Genomic DNA, 17,977 nt, shown 5'->3' with positions numbered 1-17,977 from the left:
ACTTTCTTTGCAGCAGCAAAGAAAGTGACTGCTGCCGCGCATAGCGGCGTGCTAATGGACCGACACGAAAGCAGGTTCCCAAGAAGCACAGAACAACAAAAGCGAAGGACGCCAGCAAACCAAGACCAGTGCAAGTCTCCAGAAAGCGCAGGCAGACAGAAGCAAAGAGCGCCAGCAAACCAAGAGAACGCGCCCGAGAGACCAAACCAAACCAAACCCCGTCCCCCAGGCGCCAGCAAAAACCAACCTACCGCTTAAGCGCGGCCCGAGCCCGCGCAATCAACGTCGATGTCGACGAATCGTGCTTGGCAGGATCGGCCTGCGCCGCCGTGATATCGGCCTCGACGACCTTGCCGAGAATCTTGCCCAACTCAACGCCCCACTGATCGAACGGATTGATGTTCCACACCGACGCCTGCACCAGCACCTTGTGCTCATAAAGCGCGATCAGCGCGCCCAAAGTCTGCGGCGTGAGTGCATCGAGCAGGATCGTGGTCGTCGGCCGATTGCCCGGAAAGCTCAAGTGCGGCGCGAGCTCTTCCTTGCCCGGACCGGCAACCTTCTTCGCCTCGTCGAGCGTACGTCCGAGCATCAGCGCCTCGCTCTGCGCGAAGCAATTCGCGAGCAACTTGGCGTGGTGATCGACGAGCGGATGTTCCGGCGTCAGCACCGCGATAAAGTCGATCGGGATAATCGTCGGCCCCTGGTGCAACATCTGGAAGAACGCGTGCTGGCCGTTCGTGCCCGGCTCGCCCCAGATCACCGCGGCAGTCGGATAGTCCACCATCTTCCCGTCGAGCCGCGCCGACTTGCCGTTGCTCTCCATCTCAAGCTGCTGCAAATACGCCGGCAGGAAATGCAGCGCCTCGGAATACGGCGCGATCAGGTCGCTCTGCGAGCCAAAGAAGTTCCGATACCACACGCCCATCATGCCAAGCAGCACCGGCAGATTCTTCGCGAGCGGCGCCTCGCGGAAATGCTGGTCCATCGCGTGCGCACCTTCGAGCAGGCCGTCGAAGTTCTTCGGACCCACGGAAATCATGATCGACAACCCCACCGCCGACCACAACGAATAACGTCCGCCGACCCAGTCCCACATCTCGAAAACATTGTCCTTCGCGATGCCGAACTTGACCACTTCCTCCGGATTCGCCGATACGCCGACGAAATGCTTGGCGAGCGCGTCTTCCGGGCAGCCCGCTTTCGTGAACCACTCGCGCATCGAGCGCGCGTTGGTCATCGTTTCGAGCGTCGTGAAGGTTTTCGAGACGATGATCGCAAGCGTTTCTTCGGCGTCGATGGTCTGCAAAACGTTGTACAAATCGGCGCCATCGACGTTCGAGACGAAGTGCGTGTCGAGTTCCGGCGAGGCGAGATGATGCAGCGCATGGACGACCATCTTCGGCCCGAGGTCCGAGCCGCCGATGCCGATGTTCACCACGTGACGAATGCGCTTGCCCGTGTAGCCGGTCCACGAACCGTCGCGAACTTTATCGGCGAACGCCGCCATCTTGGCTTTCTCGGCGCGGATTTCCTTTTGGAACGGAGCGTCGTCGGCGGTGGATCGCAAGGCCGTGTGCAAGGCCGCGCGATGCTCGGTCGGATTGACGATCTCGCCCACGAACATGGCGTCGCGGCGCGCTTCGACGCCCGCTTCGCGCGCCAGTTGAACCAGCAGTTCGAGCGTCGCGTCGGTCACGCGGTTCTTCGAAAAGTCGATCGCGATGCCGCCGCCGTCGTACGTCAGACGCTCGGCGCGGGTCGGCGCGGTGTCGTTTTGCGGCGCGAACCAGTCGCGCAGGCGCTCGCCGGAAATGGCATCGTAGTGCGACTGGAGCGCCGGCCAGGAAGGAAGCGAATTGAGCGTCATAACGGTCCGAATAGCTGAAGGTGGCCCGGATTTGTTCGTGCGAATGCGGTGCAACCGGCAGATGCGCGAAGGAACTAGGAGCAATCCGAGAAATGCCAAGTATAGCGACGATGCGTGACGATCCGCTTGCATCGTCGCGCGGCTTGGGCGGCTTATGACGAATAGAACAGACGGTTGAGCAGCGCGCGAACCTTTGGCGCGAGTTCGCCGGCGGTGAGTCCGGCGGGGCCTGCGCCATCGGCGGTCAGCTTTTCGGCGGCGAGGCCATGCAGATAAACGCCCGCGAGGGCCGCCTCGTAAGGCGGCACGTTCCCGCCGAGGAATGCGCCGATCAATCCGCCGAGCACGTCGCCCGTGCCGCCCGTGGCGAGCGCGGCGTTGCCGGTCGGGTTGATCGCGACGCGGCCGTCGGGCGCGGCCACCACCGTACCCGAACCCTTCAGCACCGCGACCGCCGCAAAGCGCGCGGCCAACTGGCGCGCGGCGGCGACGCGGTCGCGCTGCACGGCTTTGGCATCGGTGTCGAGCAGGCGCGCGGCTTCCAGCGGATGCGGCGTCAGCACGCACGGGTCGCCGTGCGCGCCGCGCGCGGCCACCGCCGAGGCGAGCGCGTTGTCTTTCGCGATCAGATTGAGCGCGTCGGCGTCGATGAGCTTCGGCACGTCGAGTTTGAGCACATCGGCGAGCACGCGTTTCGCCCGATCGCCCGAACCCATGCCGCAGCCGATCGCGAGCGCATCCATCTTGTCGAGCGCGAGTTGATCGACGTGATGGAGCATGAGCTCGGGATGCGGCGGATCGTAAGGCGGCGCGCCTTCGCCCAGAAACGCCACGTTGACCTTGCCCGCGCCGCCGTAGAGCGCCATGCGCGCGGCGAGGATCGGCGCGCCGCACATGCCCGTGTCGCCGCCGATCACCGCGAGCGTGCCGAACGTCCCCTTGTTGGTCGCGTGGTCGCGCGGCGGCAGATGCGCGGCGAACAGCGGCGGCGCGTTCAGCACGATGGCGGGCGCAGCGGGCGGACTCACGTCGAGCGTCGCGACGTACAGCTTGCCGGTCAGATCGCGGCCATGCGCGGTGAAATGCCCCGGTTTCGCGCCGATGAAAGTGAGCGTGTGGGTCGCGCGGACCGCGTGGCCGCCGCCGACCGGCTCGCCGGTGTCGCTATTCAGGCCGCTCGCGATATCCAGCGCGAGCACGCCGCCTTCTTCACGCGATCGTTTGGAAAGACGCGCGGCGAGATCGGCGAAAACGCCTTCCAGCGGGCGCGACAGGCCGATGCCGAACAGCCCGTCGACCACCCAGCTAAACGCCCGCAGCGATTCGGGCAACGCCGCCGTAACCGGCACGCCCGCCGCGAGCGCTTCGGCCAGCGCCCAGCGCGCGTCGTCCGGTTTCACTTCAAGCGGCATGCACACGGTCACATCGACACCCGCGCGATGCAGTTGCGTCGCCATCACAAGCGCGTCGCCGCCGTTGTTGCCCGGACCCGCCGCGATCCACACCGGCAACGCGGCGCGGCCGGGCGAATGGCGGTCGGTATCGAGGAGAAATTGCGCGGCGGCCGCGCCCGCGCGCGCCATCAGCGTGTGCGGCGCGAGCGGCGCGGCAGCGCGGGCTTCGAGCGCGCGCAGTTCATCGAGTGTGAGCAGCGCGAGCGGCGCAGAGCGCGCCGTGTCGGCGGGAAAGTAGGGCGAATGCGGAGCGGTCATGGCGCGGGTTCCGGAAATGACGAGCGGACCTAGGTGGACCTGAGCGGACCGAGGCGGACCAAGGCGGACCAAGGCGGACCAAGGCGGACCAAGGCGGACCAAGGTAGACCTAAGCGGACCTAAGCGGACCTAAGCGTGCACGCCAATGCCTCAGCAAGCCGCTCGCCCGATCCCGCGCCGCTTAGAACCGCTCGATGCCGAGCGCCGCGAGCGTCTCGACGGGAAGGTCGGGCGTCACGCCGGACACGAGATCCGCGACCACTTTAGCAGACCCGCACGCGAGGCCCCAGCCCGCCGGGCCGTGCGCGGCGTTGACGAAAAGCCGGGGATTCGACGTCGCGCCGACCACCGGCAGGCCGTCGGCGGAGACAAGCCGCGTGCCTTCCCAACTGCGCGCCGCCGACACGCGCGCCGCGCCCGGAATCCAGTCGTGCGTGCCTTGCCCGAGCAGCGCGAGCGCGCGCTGCGTGACGCGTTCGGACAGCGGTTTCAGACTCTTCGACGCGCTTTGCAGCACCGCGCCGCCCGTCACGCGCACGCGCTGGTTGATCCGCGTCATCGCGATGCGCTTCACCGAATCGACCACGGTCAGATGCGGCGCGCGTTCCTCATAGGCGATCGGCGCGGTCAGCGTGTGCAACCGCAACGGATGCAGCGCCGACGCGTCGTTCAACCTGCCGGCGAGCGTCGCGAGGAGTGCCGGCGTGCCCGCGCCCGCGGCCACGACGATCGCGTCCGCGCCGATCGACTCGACGTCGGCCGGACGGCGGCCGTCGTTCTCAAGCGGCGCGAGCACGACGGCGGCGCGCTCGCCGTCGAGACGGATCGATGCGACTTCGCGGCCGAGGCGGAACTGCACGCCCTGATCGTCGAGCACTTGTTTCAGGAGTTTGGTGAATAGCGGGCAGTTCGCCGTGCGTTCGCCGGCGAGCAGCACGCCGCCCGCGAAATCGGGATCGTCGGGCACCGAAGGCTCGGCCGCGACGCATTCGGCGGGCGTCAGGACCCGGTGAGGTACCTCGAAACGCTTGAGGAGTTCGATCGCGGATGCCGCCTGTTCCATGTCCCGCGCGCTCCTGAACACGTGCAGGACGCCCGCGCGCTGTTCGTAGTCGAAGCCAAAGAGCGCTTCGATATCGGCGAGCATGGCGCGCGACAGATCGACGAGCGGACGTAAGCGCGCGTACTGCGCGGCGAACGCGTCCGGCTCCCGCAGCGCGGCGAGTTTTTTCGCGAACGCACGCGTGGCCGTGTCGAAGCCGGGCTGGAACACGACGCCGGACTTTTGCGCGCGGTTCGACTGCATGAAGGTCGGGCCGAACCAGACATCGAGCGGCGAGGGCAGCACGGCGCCGCCGTGACCGAAACTTGCGCCTTGCGCGACGGTCGCGTGGCGCTCGACCACGCAAACGCGATGGCCGGCCAGACGCAGCTGATAAGCAGTGGCGATCCCGACGATTCCGCCGCCGATGACGATGACATCCATGATTCGTGTGTGTTGCCCGAAGGCGCGAGAGTGGCGAGCCGGGCGCTCAACGCATAAGCGGTCACGGGCGTGGCTTGGAGCGGGGCCGGCGCTACAGACGTCGAAACGAGACGCGGGCGAGCGGCCACGAAAGCGCGACATGATAGCGCTTTCGTGGCCGCCTCGTGACTTCGCTTGCGGCATCCGGCGCGGCTTCGACCGCCGCGCGCCCTGTCGCCGCAAGGCTTCGCGCAGGTTGGCCGATGCCTCGCGCCGATTGCCAAAATTCCACGCAAACACCGGTCCGCCGCTTAATTTCAGGATACGGGACGCGTCTGCCCAGGCGTCGCCAACCGGCGCGTACGGCGCGGCGCCGCGCGTGGTGCAGGGCAATATCGAGACACTTCCGGGTTATAATCCGGGTCTTCCCTTCGCCTCACGCCGCTTCGCTGCAAGCGGCTCATCGACGTCATCGACGCACCGTCACAATGGCCCACTTCTCGTGTTTCCCCGGCGCTTCGGCCCTCTCCGATTTCCGTCAAACCCGTTTGCTGGACACGCTCGCGCGCATCGACTCGAACATCGTCGGCGTGCGGGGGCAGTTTCTGCACTTCGTGAATTCGCAGGATCCGCTTACCGCCGAAGACACCGACCGCATCCACGCGCTGATGCACTACGGCGCGCCGTTCGAGGCGCCATCCGAGCGCGGCGCGACCGAAACGTTCCTCGTCGTGCCGCGCTTCGGCACGGTGTCGCCGTGGGCGAGTAAGGCCACCGACATCGCGCATCATTGCGGGCTCACGCAAGTGCGCCGGATCGAGCGGGGCGTCGAGTACACGGTCGTCATGAAAAGCGGGCTGCTCGGCGGTAAAAAGACGTTGAGCGGGCAAGCGCGCGAGGCCGTCGCCGCCGCGCTGCACGACCGCATGACCGAAAGCGTCGCGCCGTCGCGCGATCACGCGCTGCATCTGTTCGACGAACTGCCGGCGAAGCCGCTGCAAACAGTCGATATCCTCGCGCTCGGCCGCTCGGCGCTGGAAGCCGCCAATCTGGAACTGGGCCTCGCGCTCGCGGACGACGAAATCGACTATCTGGTGGACGCGTTCAAAACACTCGAACGCAATCCGACCGACGTCGAACTGATGATGTTCGCGCAGGCGAACAGCGAGCACTGCCGCCACAAGATTTTCAACGGCGAATGGACCATCGACGGCGAGCCGCAAGACATCTCGCTCTTCAACATGATCCGCAACACGGAAAAGCTGAATCACGAAGGCACGATCGTCGCGTATTCGGACAATTCCGCGATCATGGCGGGCGGCGTGGCCGAGCGCTGGTTCCCGCGTGGTGCGAGCGAACAATACGGGCGGAACGTCGAGCTGACGCACACGCTGATGAAGGTCGAAACGCACAATCACCCGACCGCCATCTCGCCGTTCGCGGGTGCCGCGACCGGTTCGGGCGGCGAAATCCGCGACGAAGGCGCGACCGGCCGCGGCGCGCGTCCGAAGGCAGGCTTGTCGGGCTTCACCGTGTCGAATCTCGATTTGCCCGATGCGCGCCGAACCTGGGAAAACGCCCGCGACGCCGCCGTGCCCGTGCCGCAGCGCAATCCGTCGGACGCGCAGGACGCGTACGGCCGTCCGGACCGTATCGCTTCGCCGCTGCAGATCATGATCGACGGGCCGATTGGCGGCGCGGCGTTCAATAACGAATTCGGCCGGCCGAATCTCGGCGGCTATTTCCGTACGTATGAACAGAACGTGGCCGGGCGCGTGCGCGGCTATCACAAGCCGATCATGATCGCGGGCGGGATCGGCAATATTTCGGACCAGCACACGCATAAGCTGGATTTGCCGGCAGGGTCGCTTTTGATCCAGATCGGCGGTCCGGGCATGCGGATCGGCATGGGCGGCGGCGCGGCCAGTTCGATGGCGACCGGCGCGAACACCGCCGAACTCGATTTCGACTCGGTGCAGCGCGGCAATCCGGAAATCCAGCGACGCGCGCAGGAAGTGATCAACGCGTGCTGGCAACTCGGCGCGAAGAACCCGATTCTCTCGATCCACGACGTCGGCGCGGGCGGTATTTCGAACGCGTTCCCGGAGTTGGTCGATGGCGCGAGCAAGGGTGCGCGCTTTGAGTTGCGCAAGGTTCAGCTTGAAGAAACCGGCCTGTCGCCGCGCGAAATCTGGTCGAACGAGGCGCAGGAACGTTACGTTCTGGCCATCGCGCCGGGCGATTTGCCCGCGTTCGAGGCGCTCTGCGAGCGCGAACGCTGTCCGGTCGCGGTGGTCGGTGTGGCGACCGATGCGCGTCAGCTCGAACTCGTCGACGATGAAAACGACGGCCAGGAACCGGTCGACATGCCGATGGACGTGCTGCTCGGCAAGCCGCCGAAAATGCATCGCGATGTGAAGCGCGAGCATCTCGCGTTCGAACCGGTCGATGTAACGGGGCTCGTGCTCTCGGACATCGCCGTGGACGTGCTCAAGCACCCGACGGTCGCGAGCAAGTCGTTCCTCATCACCATCGGCGACCGTTCGGTCGGCGGCACGACGGCGCGCGACCAGATGGTCGGCCCGTGGCAGGTGCCCGTCGCCGATTGCGCGATCACCACGATGGACTACGCCGGTTTCCGCGGCGAAGCCATGACGATGGCCGAGCGCACGCCGCTCGCCGTGATCGACGCGCCCGCGTCCGGCCGCATGGCGGTCGGCGAAGCGGTGACGAACATCGCCGCCGCGCCGATCGAATCGCTCAGCAAGCTCAAGCTCTCGGCAAACTGGATGGCCGCGTGCGGCAGCGCGGGCGAAGACGCCGCGCTCTACGACACGGTCAAGGCGATCGGCATGGAACTGTGCCCGGCGCTCGGCATCAGCATTCCGGTCGGCAAGGATTCGCTGTCGATGCGCACGAAATGGCAGGACGCGACGGGCGCGGCGAAGGAAGTCGTGTCGCCGGTGTCGCTCATCATTTCGGCGTTCGCCCCGGTCGAGGACGTGCGCCGCCAGTTGACGCCGCAGTTGAACGCATCGGTGGACACGGTGTTGATCGCGATCGACCTCGGGCGCGGCCGCAACCGCCTGGGCGGCAGCATTCTCGCGCAGGTCACGCAGCAAGTGGGCGACAGCGTGCCCGACGTGGACGACGCGCAGGACCTCAAGCGCTTCTTCACGGCCATTCAGGCGCTCAACGCCGACGGCAAGCTGCTCGCCTACCACGACCGCTCGGACGGCGGCCTGTGGGCGACGGTCTGCGAAATGGCGTTTGCGGGTCACGTCGGCGTGTCGCTGAACGTGGACATGCTCACGCTCGATCCGAACCACGAATCGGACTACGGCGACGCGAAAGACTGGGCCAAACAGACGAGCGGCCGCCGCGACGACATGACCGTGCGCGCGCTGTTCTCGGAAGAACTCGGCGCGGTCGTGCAGGTGCGCGCGTCCGAGCGCGACGCCGTGCTGGGCGCCTTGCGGGAGCATGGGTTGTCGGCGTGCTCGCATGTGATCGGCAAGCCGAACACGCGCGATACGATCGAAATTTATCGCGACGCAAAGAAGATTTTTGACGCGCCTCGGGTCGACCTTCACCGTGCGTGGAGCGAGGTGAGCTGGCGGATCGCGCGTCTGCGCGACAACCCGGCGTGCGCGGACGCGGAATACGACGCGCTGCTCGACGCGAACGATCCGGGCATGTCGCCGGTTCTGACCTTCGATCCCGCGCAGGACATCGCCGCGCCGTTTATCGGTAAGGGCGCGCGTCCGCGAGTCGCCATTTTGCGTGAGCAGGGCGTCAACTCGCATCTGGAAACGGCGTACGCGTTCGACCGCTCGGGTTTCGATACGCACGACGTACACATGAGCGATCTGCTCGACGGCCGCGTGACGCTCGCCGACTTCGCGGGCGCGGTGGCGTGCGGCGGATTCTCCTACGGCGACGTGCTGGGCGCGGGCGAAGGCTGGGCGAAGACGATCCGCTTCAATCCGCGCCTCGCCGATATGTTCGCCGCGTTCTTTGGCCGCGCCGACACCTTCGCGCTCGGCATCTGCAACGGCTGCCAGATGATGAGCAGCCTCGCGTCGATCATTCCGGGCGCCGAAGCGTGGCCCAAGTTCACGCGCAACAAATCGGAACAGTTCGAGGCGCGCTTCTCGCTGGTGGAAGTCCAAAGCTCGCCGTCGATTTTCTTCGCCGGCATGGAAGGCTCGCGCATTCCGGTCGCGGTCGCGCACGGCGAAGGTTTTGCCGATTTCTCGCAACAAGGCGACGCCGCGAAGGCGCAAGTGGCGATGCGTTTCGTCGATCACAGCGGTCAGGCGACCGAGCGCTATCCGTTCAATCCGAACGGCTCGCCGGACGGCATTACGTCGGTCACGACCACCGACGGCCGTTTCACCGTGCTGATGCCGCACACGGAGCGCGTGCATCGCAACGTGCAGATGAGCTGGACGCCGGAGGACTGGACTACCGACGCAAGCCCGTGGCTGCGCGTGTTCCAGAACGCGCGGCGCTGGGTGGGTTGATGGCGTGAGCCGCGCGCCGGCTCATCGCTAGTAAAAAAAATGCCGCCCCGAAAGGGGCGGCATTTTTACATCTGCGAAGCGAGCGACGAGGCGCAGCGCTTACTGAATCTTCGCCTGCTTGCGCAGATTCTCTTCATACGCCTGCAGCTTTTCCTGCTGGATCTGCTGGGCGATCTGCGGCTTCACCTGTTCGAGCGGCGGCGGTGCGACTTCGCGCGTATCGTCGAGACGGATGATGTGCCAGCCGAATTGCGTCTTGACCGGCTCAGACGTCATTTCGCCCTTATGCAGTTTCTCGGCGGCCGCGCCGAATTCCGGCACGTAGGCTTGCGGGCTCGACCAGTCGAGATCGCCGCCGTTCTTGCCCGATCCCGGGTCCTTCGAATACTGCTTCGCCAGATCTTCAAAGCTCGCGCCGGCCTTGATCTTCGCGATCAAATCCTTCGCCTGCGCTTCATCGGCGACCAGAATGTGGTGCAGGTGATATTCCTTGCCGCCGCCTGCCTGCTTCACGAGATCGTCGTATCGCGCCTTGATTTCGGCGTCGGTCGGCGTGTGCGTCTTCACAAAATCCTCGATCAGCGCGCGCAGCACGACCGTCTGTTGCGCGACGGCGATCTGCGCCTTCACGTCCGGGCGCATGCCGATACCGCGGCGGTTGGCTTCCTGCATCAGAATTTCACGGTTGATCAGTTCTTCGCGCACGGCTGCCTGCATTTGCGGCGAATCCTTTTGGCCTTGCTGTTCGAGCTGGCTGATCATGGCATCGACGCGCGATTTCGGAATCGGCGTGCCGTTCACCACAGCGATGTTTTGCGCGAAAACCGGCGCTGCCGCAAACGCGGCCAGCAACACGCAGATGCGGGTCTTTTTCAAAGTCATCGATAGTTCCTAACGAGGCAACGAAGGCCTGATGAGGGGAATCAAGAGGCGAAATAAAAGAGTGCGCGGTCGACGCGCGTAAGCGTTCGGTGGCGGCTACTCACTCGAACTGTTCTGCGAATTCTTCGGGTGTGTAAGCCTTGATTGCGAGCGCGTGAACGCCGCGCCGCAGCTCCTCGGCCAGCGCATCATACACCATGCGGTGCCGCGCCACGCGGGGCTTCCCGGCGAATTGAGCCGCGACCACGGTGACCGTATAGTGACTGCCGCCGGCCGCGCCGGCGTGCCCCGCGTGGCTCGCGCTGTCGTCGTCGATATGCACGGATTGCGGTGCGAACGCCGCGGTCAGCCGTGCTTCCAGATGCGCGATGCGCGCCTCGGCGGATGCGCCCATGAAGTCCTTCGACGCGTCGGTCATTGCTCGTCCTCCTTCATGTATTTCGCGAGCCACAGGCTCTGCGCGACGATAAACACGACGAGGCAGCCGGTCGCGCCAAAGAGCTTGAAGTTCACCCACTGGTCGGTCGTGAAGTTATACGCGACGAAGAGGTTCACCACGCCGAGGATCGCGAAGAACACGGCCCACGCGACGTTCAACTGTCCCCACACGCGATGCGGCAGCACGATCTGCTTGCCCATCATCGCCTCGATCAGGTTCTTGTTGAAGCCGACCTGCGAAACGATCAGCGCGATGGCGAAAAGCCAGTAGAGCGCGGTCGGTTTCCACTTGATGAACGTGTCGTTGTGCAGCACGAGCGTCGCGCCGCCGAACACGACCACCACGCCGAGACTCACCCACAGCATCGGATCGACCTTGCGGTGCCGGAAGGCGACCCACGCGATTTGCAGCAGCGTAGCGACGATCGCGACAGCGGTCGCGGTGTAGATACCCCAGACCTTGAATGCGACGAAAAAAAGGATGATCGGAAACAGATCGAACAGAAATTTCATTGGCGTTCGGAGGAGGGCGTGGTTTGGCCCGGATCGAGCCGGGTAAGTCCTGATGCGCGCGCGCCGTTCACGAGCGGCGGCGAAACCGCGTGAACGGCGCGTGCGGGCCGCCGCGAAAACCGGCGGGCGTCAGATCGAGTCAGTTTGTCACTTCGGCTCGAATTGTAGCGCAGCCGAGTTGATGCAATAGCGCAGGCCGGTCGGCGCGGGGCCGTCCTCGAAAACGTGTCCCAGATGCGCGCCGCAGTTCTTGCACTGCACCTCGATGCGCAGCATGCCGTGCGTGCGGTCTGTTTTCTCCGCGACGACTTCGCCATTGATCGGCTTGAAGTAGCTGGGCCAGCCGCAACCGGCGTCGAATTTGGTGGCGGATTCGAAGAGCGGCGTGCCGCAGCAGACGCAGTCGTACACGCCGCGTTCGGTGTGATCCCAGTATTCGCCGGTGAACGGGCGCTCGGTCGCGGCGCGGCGCGTGACCTGATACTGAATGTCAGACAATTCGCGGCGATAGGTTTCGTCGTCTTTTTGCAGCGGCGCGGCGGGGGTGTTCGGGGTGTCGTCTCGGTTCATGTCCATCCTCGGGATCGGTGAGTTCCGGTTGGTCTAGATAGTTTGGGTCGATTTCACGAAGAACAACTGACTTCGAGATCGCTCGCCCAATCGGGCGGCAGGCCCGCGTAGGCTTCGAATCCGGGTTGTTCGTCGAACGGGCGGCGCAGCACGTCGGCAAGCCGCTCGACGGCCGAAAAATCCTTTTCCTTCGCGAGCCGGATTGCTTCTTCCGCCAGATGATTGCGCAGAACATATTTCGGATTGACCCGGTTCATCGCCTCGGCGCGCGCTTCGTCGCCCCGCGTTTCTTCTGACAGCCGCGCGCGATAGGCGTTCGCCCAGGTGTCGAACGCGGCGCGATCGAGGAATAGATCGCGCACGCTCGCATCGTTCGATGCATCCGCGCGCTTCATGTTGGCCAGATTGCGGAACGTCAGCGTGAAGTCGGCGCGGTTCGCGTGCATGATTTCGAAGAGCGCGTTGGCGTGCTTCTCGTCGCCTTTGCGCGCCTGTTCGAAGCCGAGTTTCGCGCGCATCGCCGCTTCGAGCGCGGGCGAAAAGTGCGTTTTGAAGCCTTCGAGCACCTGCTGGGCGTCGTCGATCACTTTGTCGCCGCGGACGCTTTCGTCGTATTGCGGGCCGAGAACCGGCACGAGCGCTTGCGCCAGGCAAAAGAGGTTCCAGTACGCCGCCTGCGGCTGCTTGTTGTACGCGTAGCGGCCCTGCGTATCGGAGTGGTTGCAGATATGCCCGGCGTTGAAACCGTCGATAAAACCGAACGGGCCGTAGTCGATCGTCAGACCGAGCACCGACATGTTGTCGGTATTCATCACGCCGTGGCAGAAGCCGACCGACTGCCATTGCGCCATCAGCACGGCCGTGCGCTGCGTGGTTTCGGCGAGCAGCGCGAGATACGGATCGTCGGCTTCGCGGCACGCCGGATAGAAGCGGTCGATCACGTGATCGGCGAGCTTTCTCAGATCGTCCACGCGATCGTTGCTATAGAAATGTTCGAAGTGCCCGAAGCGCACGAAACTCGGCGCGGCGCGCGTGACGACCGCCGCCGTTTCGATGGTTTCGCGCCGCACCGGCAAGTCCGAGCCGATCACGCACAGCGCGCGCGTCGTCGGAATGCCGAGATGATGCATCGCCTCGGAACAGAGGAATTCGCGGATCGACGAACGCAGCACCGCGCGGCCATCGCCCATGCGCGAATAGGGCGTGCGGCCCGCGCCTTTGAGCTGCAGTTCGAGGCGTTCGCCCGATGCGCCACGCGCAATCTCGCCGATGCTGATCGCGCGGCCATCGCCCAGTTGTCCGGCCCATACGCCGAACTGATGGCCCGAATAAACGGCGGCATAGGGCATGCGCTCGGCGGGCCATTCGCGGGTCGGATTGCCCGCGAAGTAGCTGGCAAACGCGGGGTCTTGCGCGACTTCGTCCGTCACGCCGAGTTCGCTCGCGAGATCGGGCGTGACGCCCAGGACATAAGGCTCGGGAAGCGGCGCTGCGGGCAGCCGCGTGAGGAAATCCGAGCCGAGCGCGGCGAATCCGTCAGCGTGCTCGAAGCCGATGGCGGCGGCGAGTTCGTCCATCGGCGATGCGGTCGGCAGGCCGTTGCTGCTTGGGGAAAACGACATATTGAGCGCCTCTTGATTAACCGATATTGTAAATCCGCGCCCGCGGACCTGCAGGAGCGTGAACCCGCAGGGCCGCCGCGCGAACGGACACACGCCAAGTTGCCACGAGAAGCAATCCACCCGCGCGAGGATTCTTGCCCATGACGTCGCCGCTTTTCGGCCAGATGATGGATGTACCGCTACTCGCTTCCTCGCTCCTCGCGCACGCGGCCCGCCACTTCGGCGATGCTGAAATCGTGTCGCGCCGGATCGAAGGGGACATTCACCGTTATACGTATCGCGCGTGCGAACAGCGCGCGAAGCAACTCGCGCAGGCGCTCTCCGCGCTCGGTGTCGAACGTGGCGAGCGCATCGGTACGCTCGCCTGGAACGGTTACCGGCATCTGGAGTGCTATTACGGCACGAGCGGCATGGGCGCGGTCTGCCACACGATCAACCCGCGTCTTTTCCCCGACCAGATCGCGTTCATCGTCAATCACGCCGACGACCGCTACGTCTTTTTCGACATGACGTTCGGCGCGCTCGTCGATATCCTCGCGCCGCAGTGTCCGAACGTGAAAGGCTGGATCGCGCTCGGCGACGCTGCGTGCATCGGCACGCATCTCGGCGACATGGCGACGCCCGTCGCGAGCTACGAGAGCCTGATCGGCGACTACGACGGCGACTTCGCGTGGCCCGAATTCGACGAACGGTCGGCCTCGTTTCTCTGCTACACGTCGGGCACGACCGGCAATCCTAAAGGCGCGCTCTACACGCACCGCTCGACCGTCCTGCACGCGTTCGGCGCGGCGCTGCCCGACGCCATGGCGCTTTCCGCCAGCGACGCCGTGCTGCCCGTCGTGCCAATGTTCCATGTGAACGCGTGGGGTATTCCGCACGCCGCGCCGCTCGTCGGCGCGAAGCTGGTATTTCCCGGCAAGGATCTCGACGGCAAATCGATCTACGAACTGATGGAAGCCGAAGGCGTCACGTATTCGGCGGGCGTGCCGACGGTGTGGCTCGCGCTGCTTTGCTACATGAAGGAAAGCGGCCTGCGCTTTTCGAGCCTGCAGCGCACGGTGATCGGCGGATCGGCGTGTCCGCCCGCGATGCTGCGTACCTTCGAGGACGACTACGGCGTCGAGGTCATACACGCGTGGGGCATGACGGAGATGTCGCCGCTCGGCACGCTGGCGAAACTTACCTGGAAGCAAAAGCAGCGCTCACCCGACGAACAACGCCATTTGCGCGAAAAGCAGGGCCATGTGATGTTCGGCGTGGACATGAAGGTGGTGGGCGAAGACGGCGCCGAATTGCCGTGGGACGGCCGCGCGTTCGGCGACCTGCACGTGCGCGGGCCGTGGGTGATCGACCGGTATTTCCGTAAGGATGAGTCGCCGCTCGTGAACGGCTGGTTTCCGACCGGCGACGTCGCGACCATCGACCCCGACGGCTTCATGCACATCACCGACCGCAGCAAGGACGTGATCAAGTCGGGCGGCGAATGGATCAGTTCCATCGACCTTGAAAACGTGGCGGTGTCGCATCCGCAAGTGGCGGAGGCGGCGTGCATCGCGTGTTCGCATCCGAAGTGGACCGAGCGGCCGCTGCTGGTGGCCGTGTTGCGGCCGGGCGCGACCGTCACGCGCGACGAACTGCGCGCGTTCTACGAAGGCAAGGTCGCGAAATGGTGGATTCCCGACGACATCGTGTTCGCCGACGAACTGCCGCATACCGCCACCGGCAAGCTGCAAAAACTCAAGCTGCGCGAGATGTATCGCGATTACGTGCTGCCGGGCGCGGTCGAAAAGACGGTTTGAGATTCCGCTTGTTGCCCGGGTAATCCCTCCCTCCAAAATGCCATCACTAAATTGAACGATCGTTCGTTTATGTGTATTCTGGCGCGGTAACTCAAAATACGCCGAGGCACCCCGCGAGACCTTCGCACGCTTCGCGCGAAGCACGCGGCATCGAATGGAGGCAGACGAAATGGCAGTGGATTACACAGTCCGCGACGGCATCGCCGTCATCACGCTGAACAACCCGCCGGTCAATGGGCTCGGGCATTCCACCCGGCTCGGGATCGTCGAAGGGCTGGATCGCGCGCAGGCCGATGCGAACGTCGCGGGCATCGTCATCACCGGCGCGGGAAAAGCGTTCTCGGGCGGCGCGGATATCACCGAATTCAACACGCCGAAAGCCACTCAGGAGCCGACGCTGCACAGCGTGATCGCGGCGGTCGAAGGGAGCGCGAAGCCCGTCGTCGCGGCGATTCATAGCGTCGCGATGGGCGGCGGGCTTGAGTTGGCGCTCGGCGCGCATTACCGGCTGGCATCGGCGGGCGCGCAGATCGCGCTGCCCGAAGTGAAACTCGGCCTGCTGCCCGGCGCGGGCGGCACGCAGCGTCTGCCGCGCGCGGTCGGGCTCGAGACGGCGCTCAACATGATCGTGTCGGGCACGCCGGTTTTGTCGGAAAAGCTCGCGCAAAGCGGTTTGTTCGACAAGCTGGCCGAAGGCGATTTGCTCGATGAAGCCATCACGTTCGCGAAAGAAGCGGCGGCGAAAGGCGCGCCGTATCCGAAGGTGCGCGAGCGCAAGATCGAGCATCCGAATGCGGAAGGATTCATCCAGTTCGCGCGCAACAGCGTCGCGGCCATTGCCAAGAATTTCCCCGCGCCGCATAAGTGCATCGACGCCGTGGAAGCGGGCGTCGCGCAAGGTTTCGAGCGCGGACTTGCGTTCGAGCGCGAATGTTTTCTGTCGCTCGTACAGACGCCGGAAAGCCGCGCGCTGCGTCACGCGTTCTTCGGCGAGCGCGCGGCGAGCAAGATTCCCGATGTGCCGGCGGATACGCCGGTGCGCAAGATCGAACGCATCGGCGTGATCGGCGCGGGCACGATGGGCGGCGGCATCGCGATGAATTTTCTTAACGCGGGCTTGCCGGTCACGCTGCTGGAAACGAAGCAGGACGCGCTCGATCGCGGCATCGCGACGATCCGAAAAAACTACGAAGCGCAAGTGAAGAAGGGCAAGCTCACGGCGGAAAAACTCGAAGCGCGCATGGCGCTCGTCACGCCGACGCTCGATTATGAAGACCTGCGCGATGCCGATCTGATCGTCGAAGCCGTGTTCGAGGAACTCGGCGTGAAGGAGCAGGTATTCGGCAAGCTCGATGCCGTGGCGAAGCCCGGCGCGATCCTCGCGTCGAACACGTCCACGCTCGATGTGAACAGAATCGCGTCGTTCACGAAGCGTCCGGAAGACGTGGTCGGCATGCACTTCTTCAGCCCGGCCAACGTGATGAAACTGCTTGAAGTCGTGCGCGGCGAAAAGACCGCGAAGGACGTGCTGGCTACCGTCATGCAGCTTGCGAAAAAAATTCGCAAGACGGCGGTGGTGTCGGGCGTCTGCGATGGTTTTATCGGCAACCGGATGATCGAGCAGTACATCCGGCAAGCGCTTTTCATGCTGGAAGAGGGCGCGCTGCCCGCGCAGGTCGATCGAGCGGTGGAGAAGTTCGGTTTCGCGATGGGCCCGTTCCGCATGAGCGATCTGGCGGGTAACGATATTGGCTGGGCGATCCGCAAGCGGCGTTATCGGGAACAGCCGGACCTGCACTATTCGAAGATCGCGGATCGGTTGTGCGAGACCGGGCGGTTCGGCCAGAAGACTGGCGCGGGCTGGTACGACTACAAGCCGGGCGAGCGCGTGGCGCAGCCTTCGAAAGAGGTGGACGCGATGATCGTTGCTTATTCGGTTGAAGCTGGTGTGACGCGGCGCAAGATTGCCGATGAGGAGATCGTCGAGCGGCTCGTGTTTGCGCTCGTGAACGAGGGGGCGAAGATTCTCGACGAAGGCATTGCGTCGAAGGCTTCGGATATCGACATGGTTTATCTGACGGGCTATGGGTTTCCGCTGTATCGCGGTGGACCGATGCTTTATGCCGATAGCGTCGGACTGTTTAATGTCGAGCGGGCGATGCGGCGGTATGCAGCGCAGCCCAACGGGGAGGCCTGGCGGCCGGCGGCGCGGTTGGTGCGGCTTGCAGCCGAGGGGCGCGGTTTTACGGGGTAGCGGGGCTTGGGTTGGGTACGCCGTTTGATTTTGATGTACGAGATTTGGCGCCGTGGGGTGGGTGGGTGGGTTACACCGTCTGATGTTCGGCCGCTTCTTTTGAACTTGCTTTCGTGTAGGTCTATTAGCACGCCGCTGTGCGCGGCAGCAGTCACTTTCTTTGCTGCTGCAAAGAAAGTAACCAAAGAAAGCAGCGTGACCGTCTAAGTGTCCATCACGAACCGTAACCGGGAGTGGTGCGCAAGCTGATTCGGTCAGCGCTCCACACAACAGAGTGGAGCCGCTCATTCATCCCCGCAGGCACGAAGTGCCTGCCGGAACGGCAT

Annotated in this window: 11 protein-coding genes; 3 read left to right on the top strand and 8 right to left on the bottom strand. The window is 64.6% G+C overall.

The genetic code is table 11. The annotated features are described in order from the left end of the window. Positions 1-247: 247 nt before the first annotated feature. The 3 genes from pgi to AC3D25_RS08685 form a co-directional block, all read right to left on the bottom strand. Positions 248-1,870 carry a glucose-6-phosphate isomerase gene (gene pgi / locus AC3D25_RS08695; protein WP_488888012.1) on the bottom strand — a complete coding sequence of 541 codons (1,623 nt, stop codon included), beginning with the start codon at positions 1,868-1,870 and terminating at the stop codon, positions 248-250. Positions 1,871-2,022: 152 nt separating this feature from the next. Then, complete coding sequence (locus tag AC3D25_RS08690) at positions 2,023-3,582, bottom strand: NAD(P)H-hydrate dehydratase (RefSeq protein ID WP_488888011.1); 1,560 nt, start codon at positions 3,580-3,582, stop codon at positions 2,023-2,025. 181 nt (positions 3,583-3,763) lie between these two features. After that, positions 3,764-5,068, bottom strand: coding sequence for an FAD-dependent oxidoreductase (locus AC3D25_RS08685; protein ID WP_488888010.1), 1,305 nt, complete (start codon positions 5,066-5,068; stop codon positions 3,764-3,766). Positions 5,069-5,535: 467 nt separating this feature from the next. Here AC3D25_RS08685 and purL point away from each other — a divergent pair, with 467 nt between their 5' ends. Continuing rightward, positions 5,536-9,573 (top strand): phosphoribosylformylglycinamidine synthase, encoded by a 4,038-nt coding sequence (gene purL / locus AC3D25_RS08680; protein ID WP_488888009.1) that lies wholly within the window; start codon positions 5,536-5,538, stop codon positions 9,571-9,573. A gap of 99 nt (positions 9,574-9,672) precedes the next feature. Here purL and AC3D25_RS08675 read toward each other — a convergent pair whose 3' ends face one another. The 5 genes from AC3D25_RS08675 to AC3D25_RS08655 form a co-directional block, all read right to left on the bottom strand. Beyond that, positions 9,673-10,455 carry a peptidylprolyl isomerase gene (locus tag AC3D25_RS08675; RefSeq protein WP_488888008.1) on the bottom strand — a complete coding sequence of 261 codons (783 nt, stop codon included), beginning with the start codon at positions 10,453-10,455 and terminating at the stop codon, positions 9,673-9,675. Between the two features lie 100 nt (positions 10,456-10,555). Continuing rightward, positions 10,556-10,873 carry a BolA family protein gene (locus AC3D25_RS08670; RefSeq protein ID WP_488888007.1) on the bottom strand — a complete coding sequence of 106 codons (318 nt, stop codon included), beginning with the start codon at positions 10,871-10,873 and terminating at the stop codon, positions 10,556-10,558. After that, the gene (locus tag AC3D25_RS08665; protein WP_488888006.1) at positions 10,870-11,406 is read right to left on the bottom strand and encodes a septation protein A; all 537 of its coding nucleotides are present in this window, start codon (positions 11,404-11,406) and stop codon (positions 10,870-10,872) included. Before AC3D25_RS08665 ends, AC3D25_RS08670 begins: the two co-directional genes overlap by 4 nt. A 147-nt stretch (positions 11,407-11,553) precedes the next feature. After that, positions 11,554-11,976 (bottom strand): peptide-methionine (R)-S-oxide reductase MsrB, encoded by a 423-nt coding sequence (gene msrB / locus AC3D25_RS08660; protein ID WP_488888005.1) that lies wholly within the window; start codon positions 11,974-11,976, stop codon positions 11,554-11,556. Between the two features lie 53 nt (positions 11,977-12,029). Then, positions 12,030-13,598, bottom strand: coding sequence for a protein adenylyltransferase SelO (locus tag AC3D25_RS08655; protein ID WP_488888004.1), 1,569 nt, complete (start codon positions 13,596-13,598; stop codon positions 12,030-12,032). A gap of 140 nt (positions 13,599-13,738) precedes the next feature. Here AC3D25_RS08655 and AC3D25_RS08650 point away from each other — a divergent pair, with 140 nt between their 5' ends. Together AC3D25_RS08650 and AC3D25_RS08645 are read left to right on the top strand one after the other, a co-directional pair. Next, the gene (locus AC3D25_RS08650; protein ID WP_488888003.1) at positions 13,739-15,397 is read left to right on the top strand and encodes a 3-(methylthio)propionyl-CoA ligase; all 1,659 of its coding nucleotides are present in this window, start codon (positions 13,739-13,741) and stop codon (positions 15,395-15,397) included. 169 nt (positions 15,398-15,566) lie between these two features. Continuing rightward, complete coding sequence (locus AC3D25_RS08645; protein WP_488888002.1) at positions 15,567-17,651, top strand: 3-hydroxyacyl-CoA dehydrogenase NAD-binding domain-containing protein; 2,085 nt, start codon at positions 15,567-15,569, stop codon at positions 17,649-17,651. Positions 17,652-17,977: the final 326 nt, after the last annotated feature.

This window comes from Caballeronia sp. SL1002 (assembly GCF_057814995.1).
Note: the sequence above shows the minus strand (reverse complement) of the source record. Positions and strands in the feature narration are given on the sequence as shown.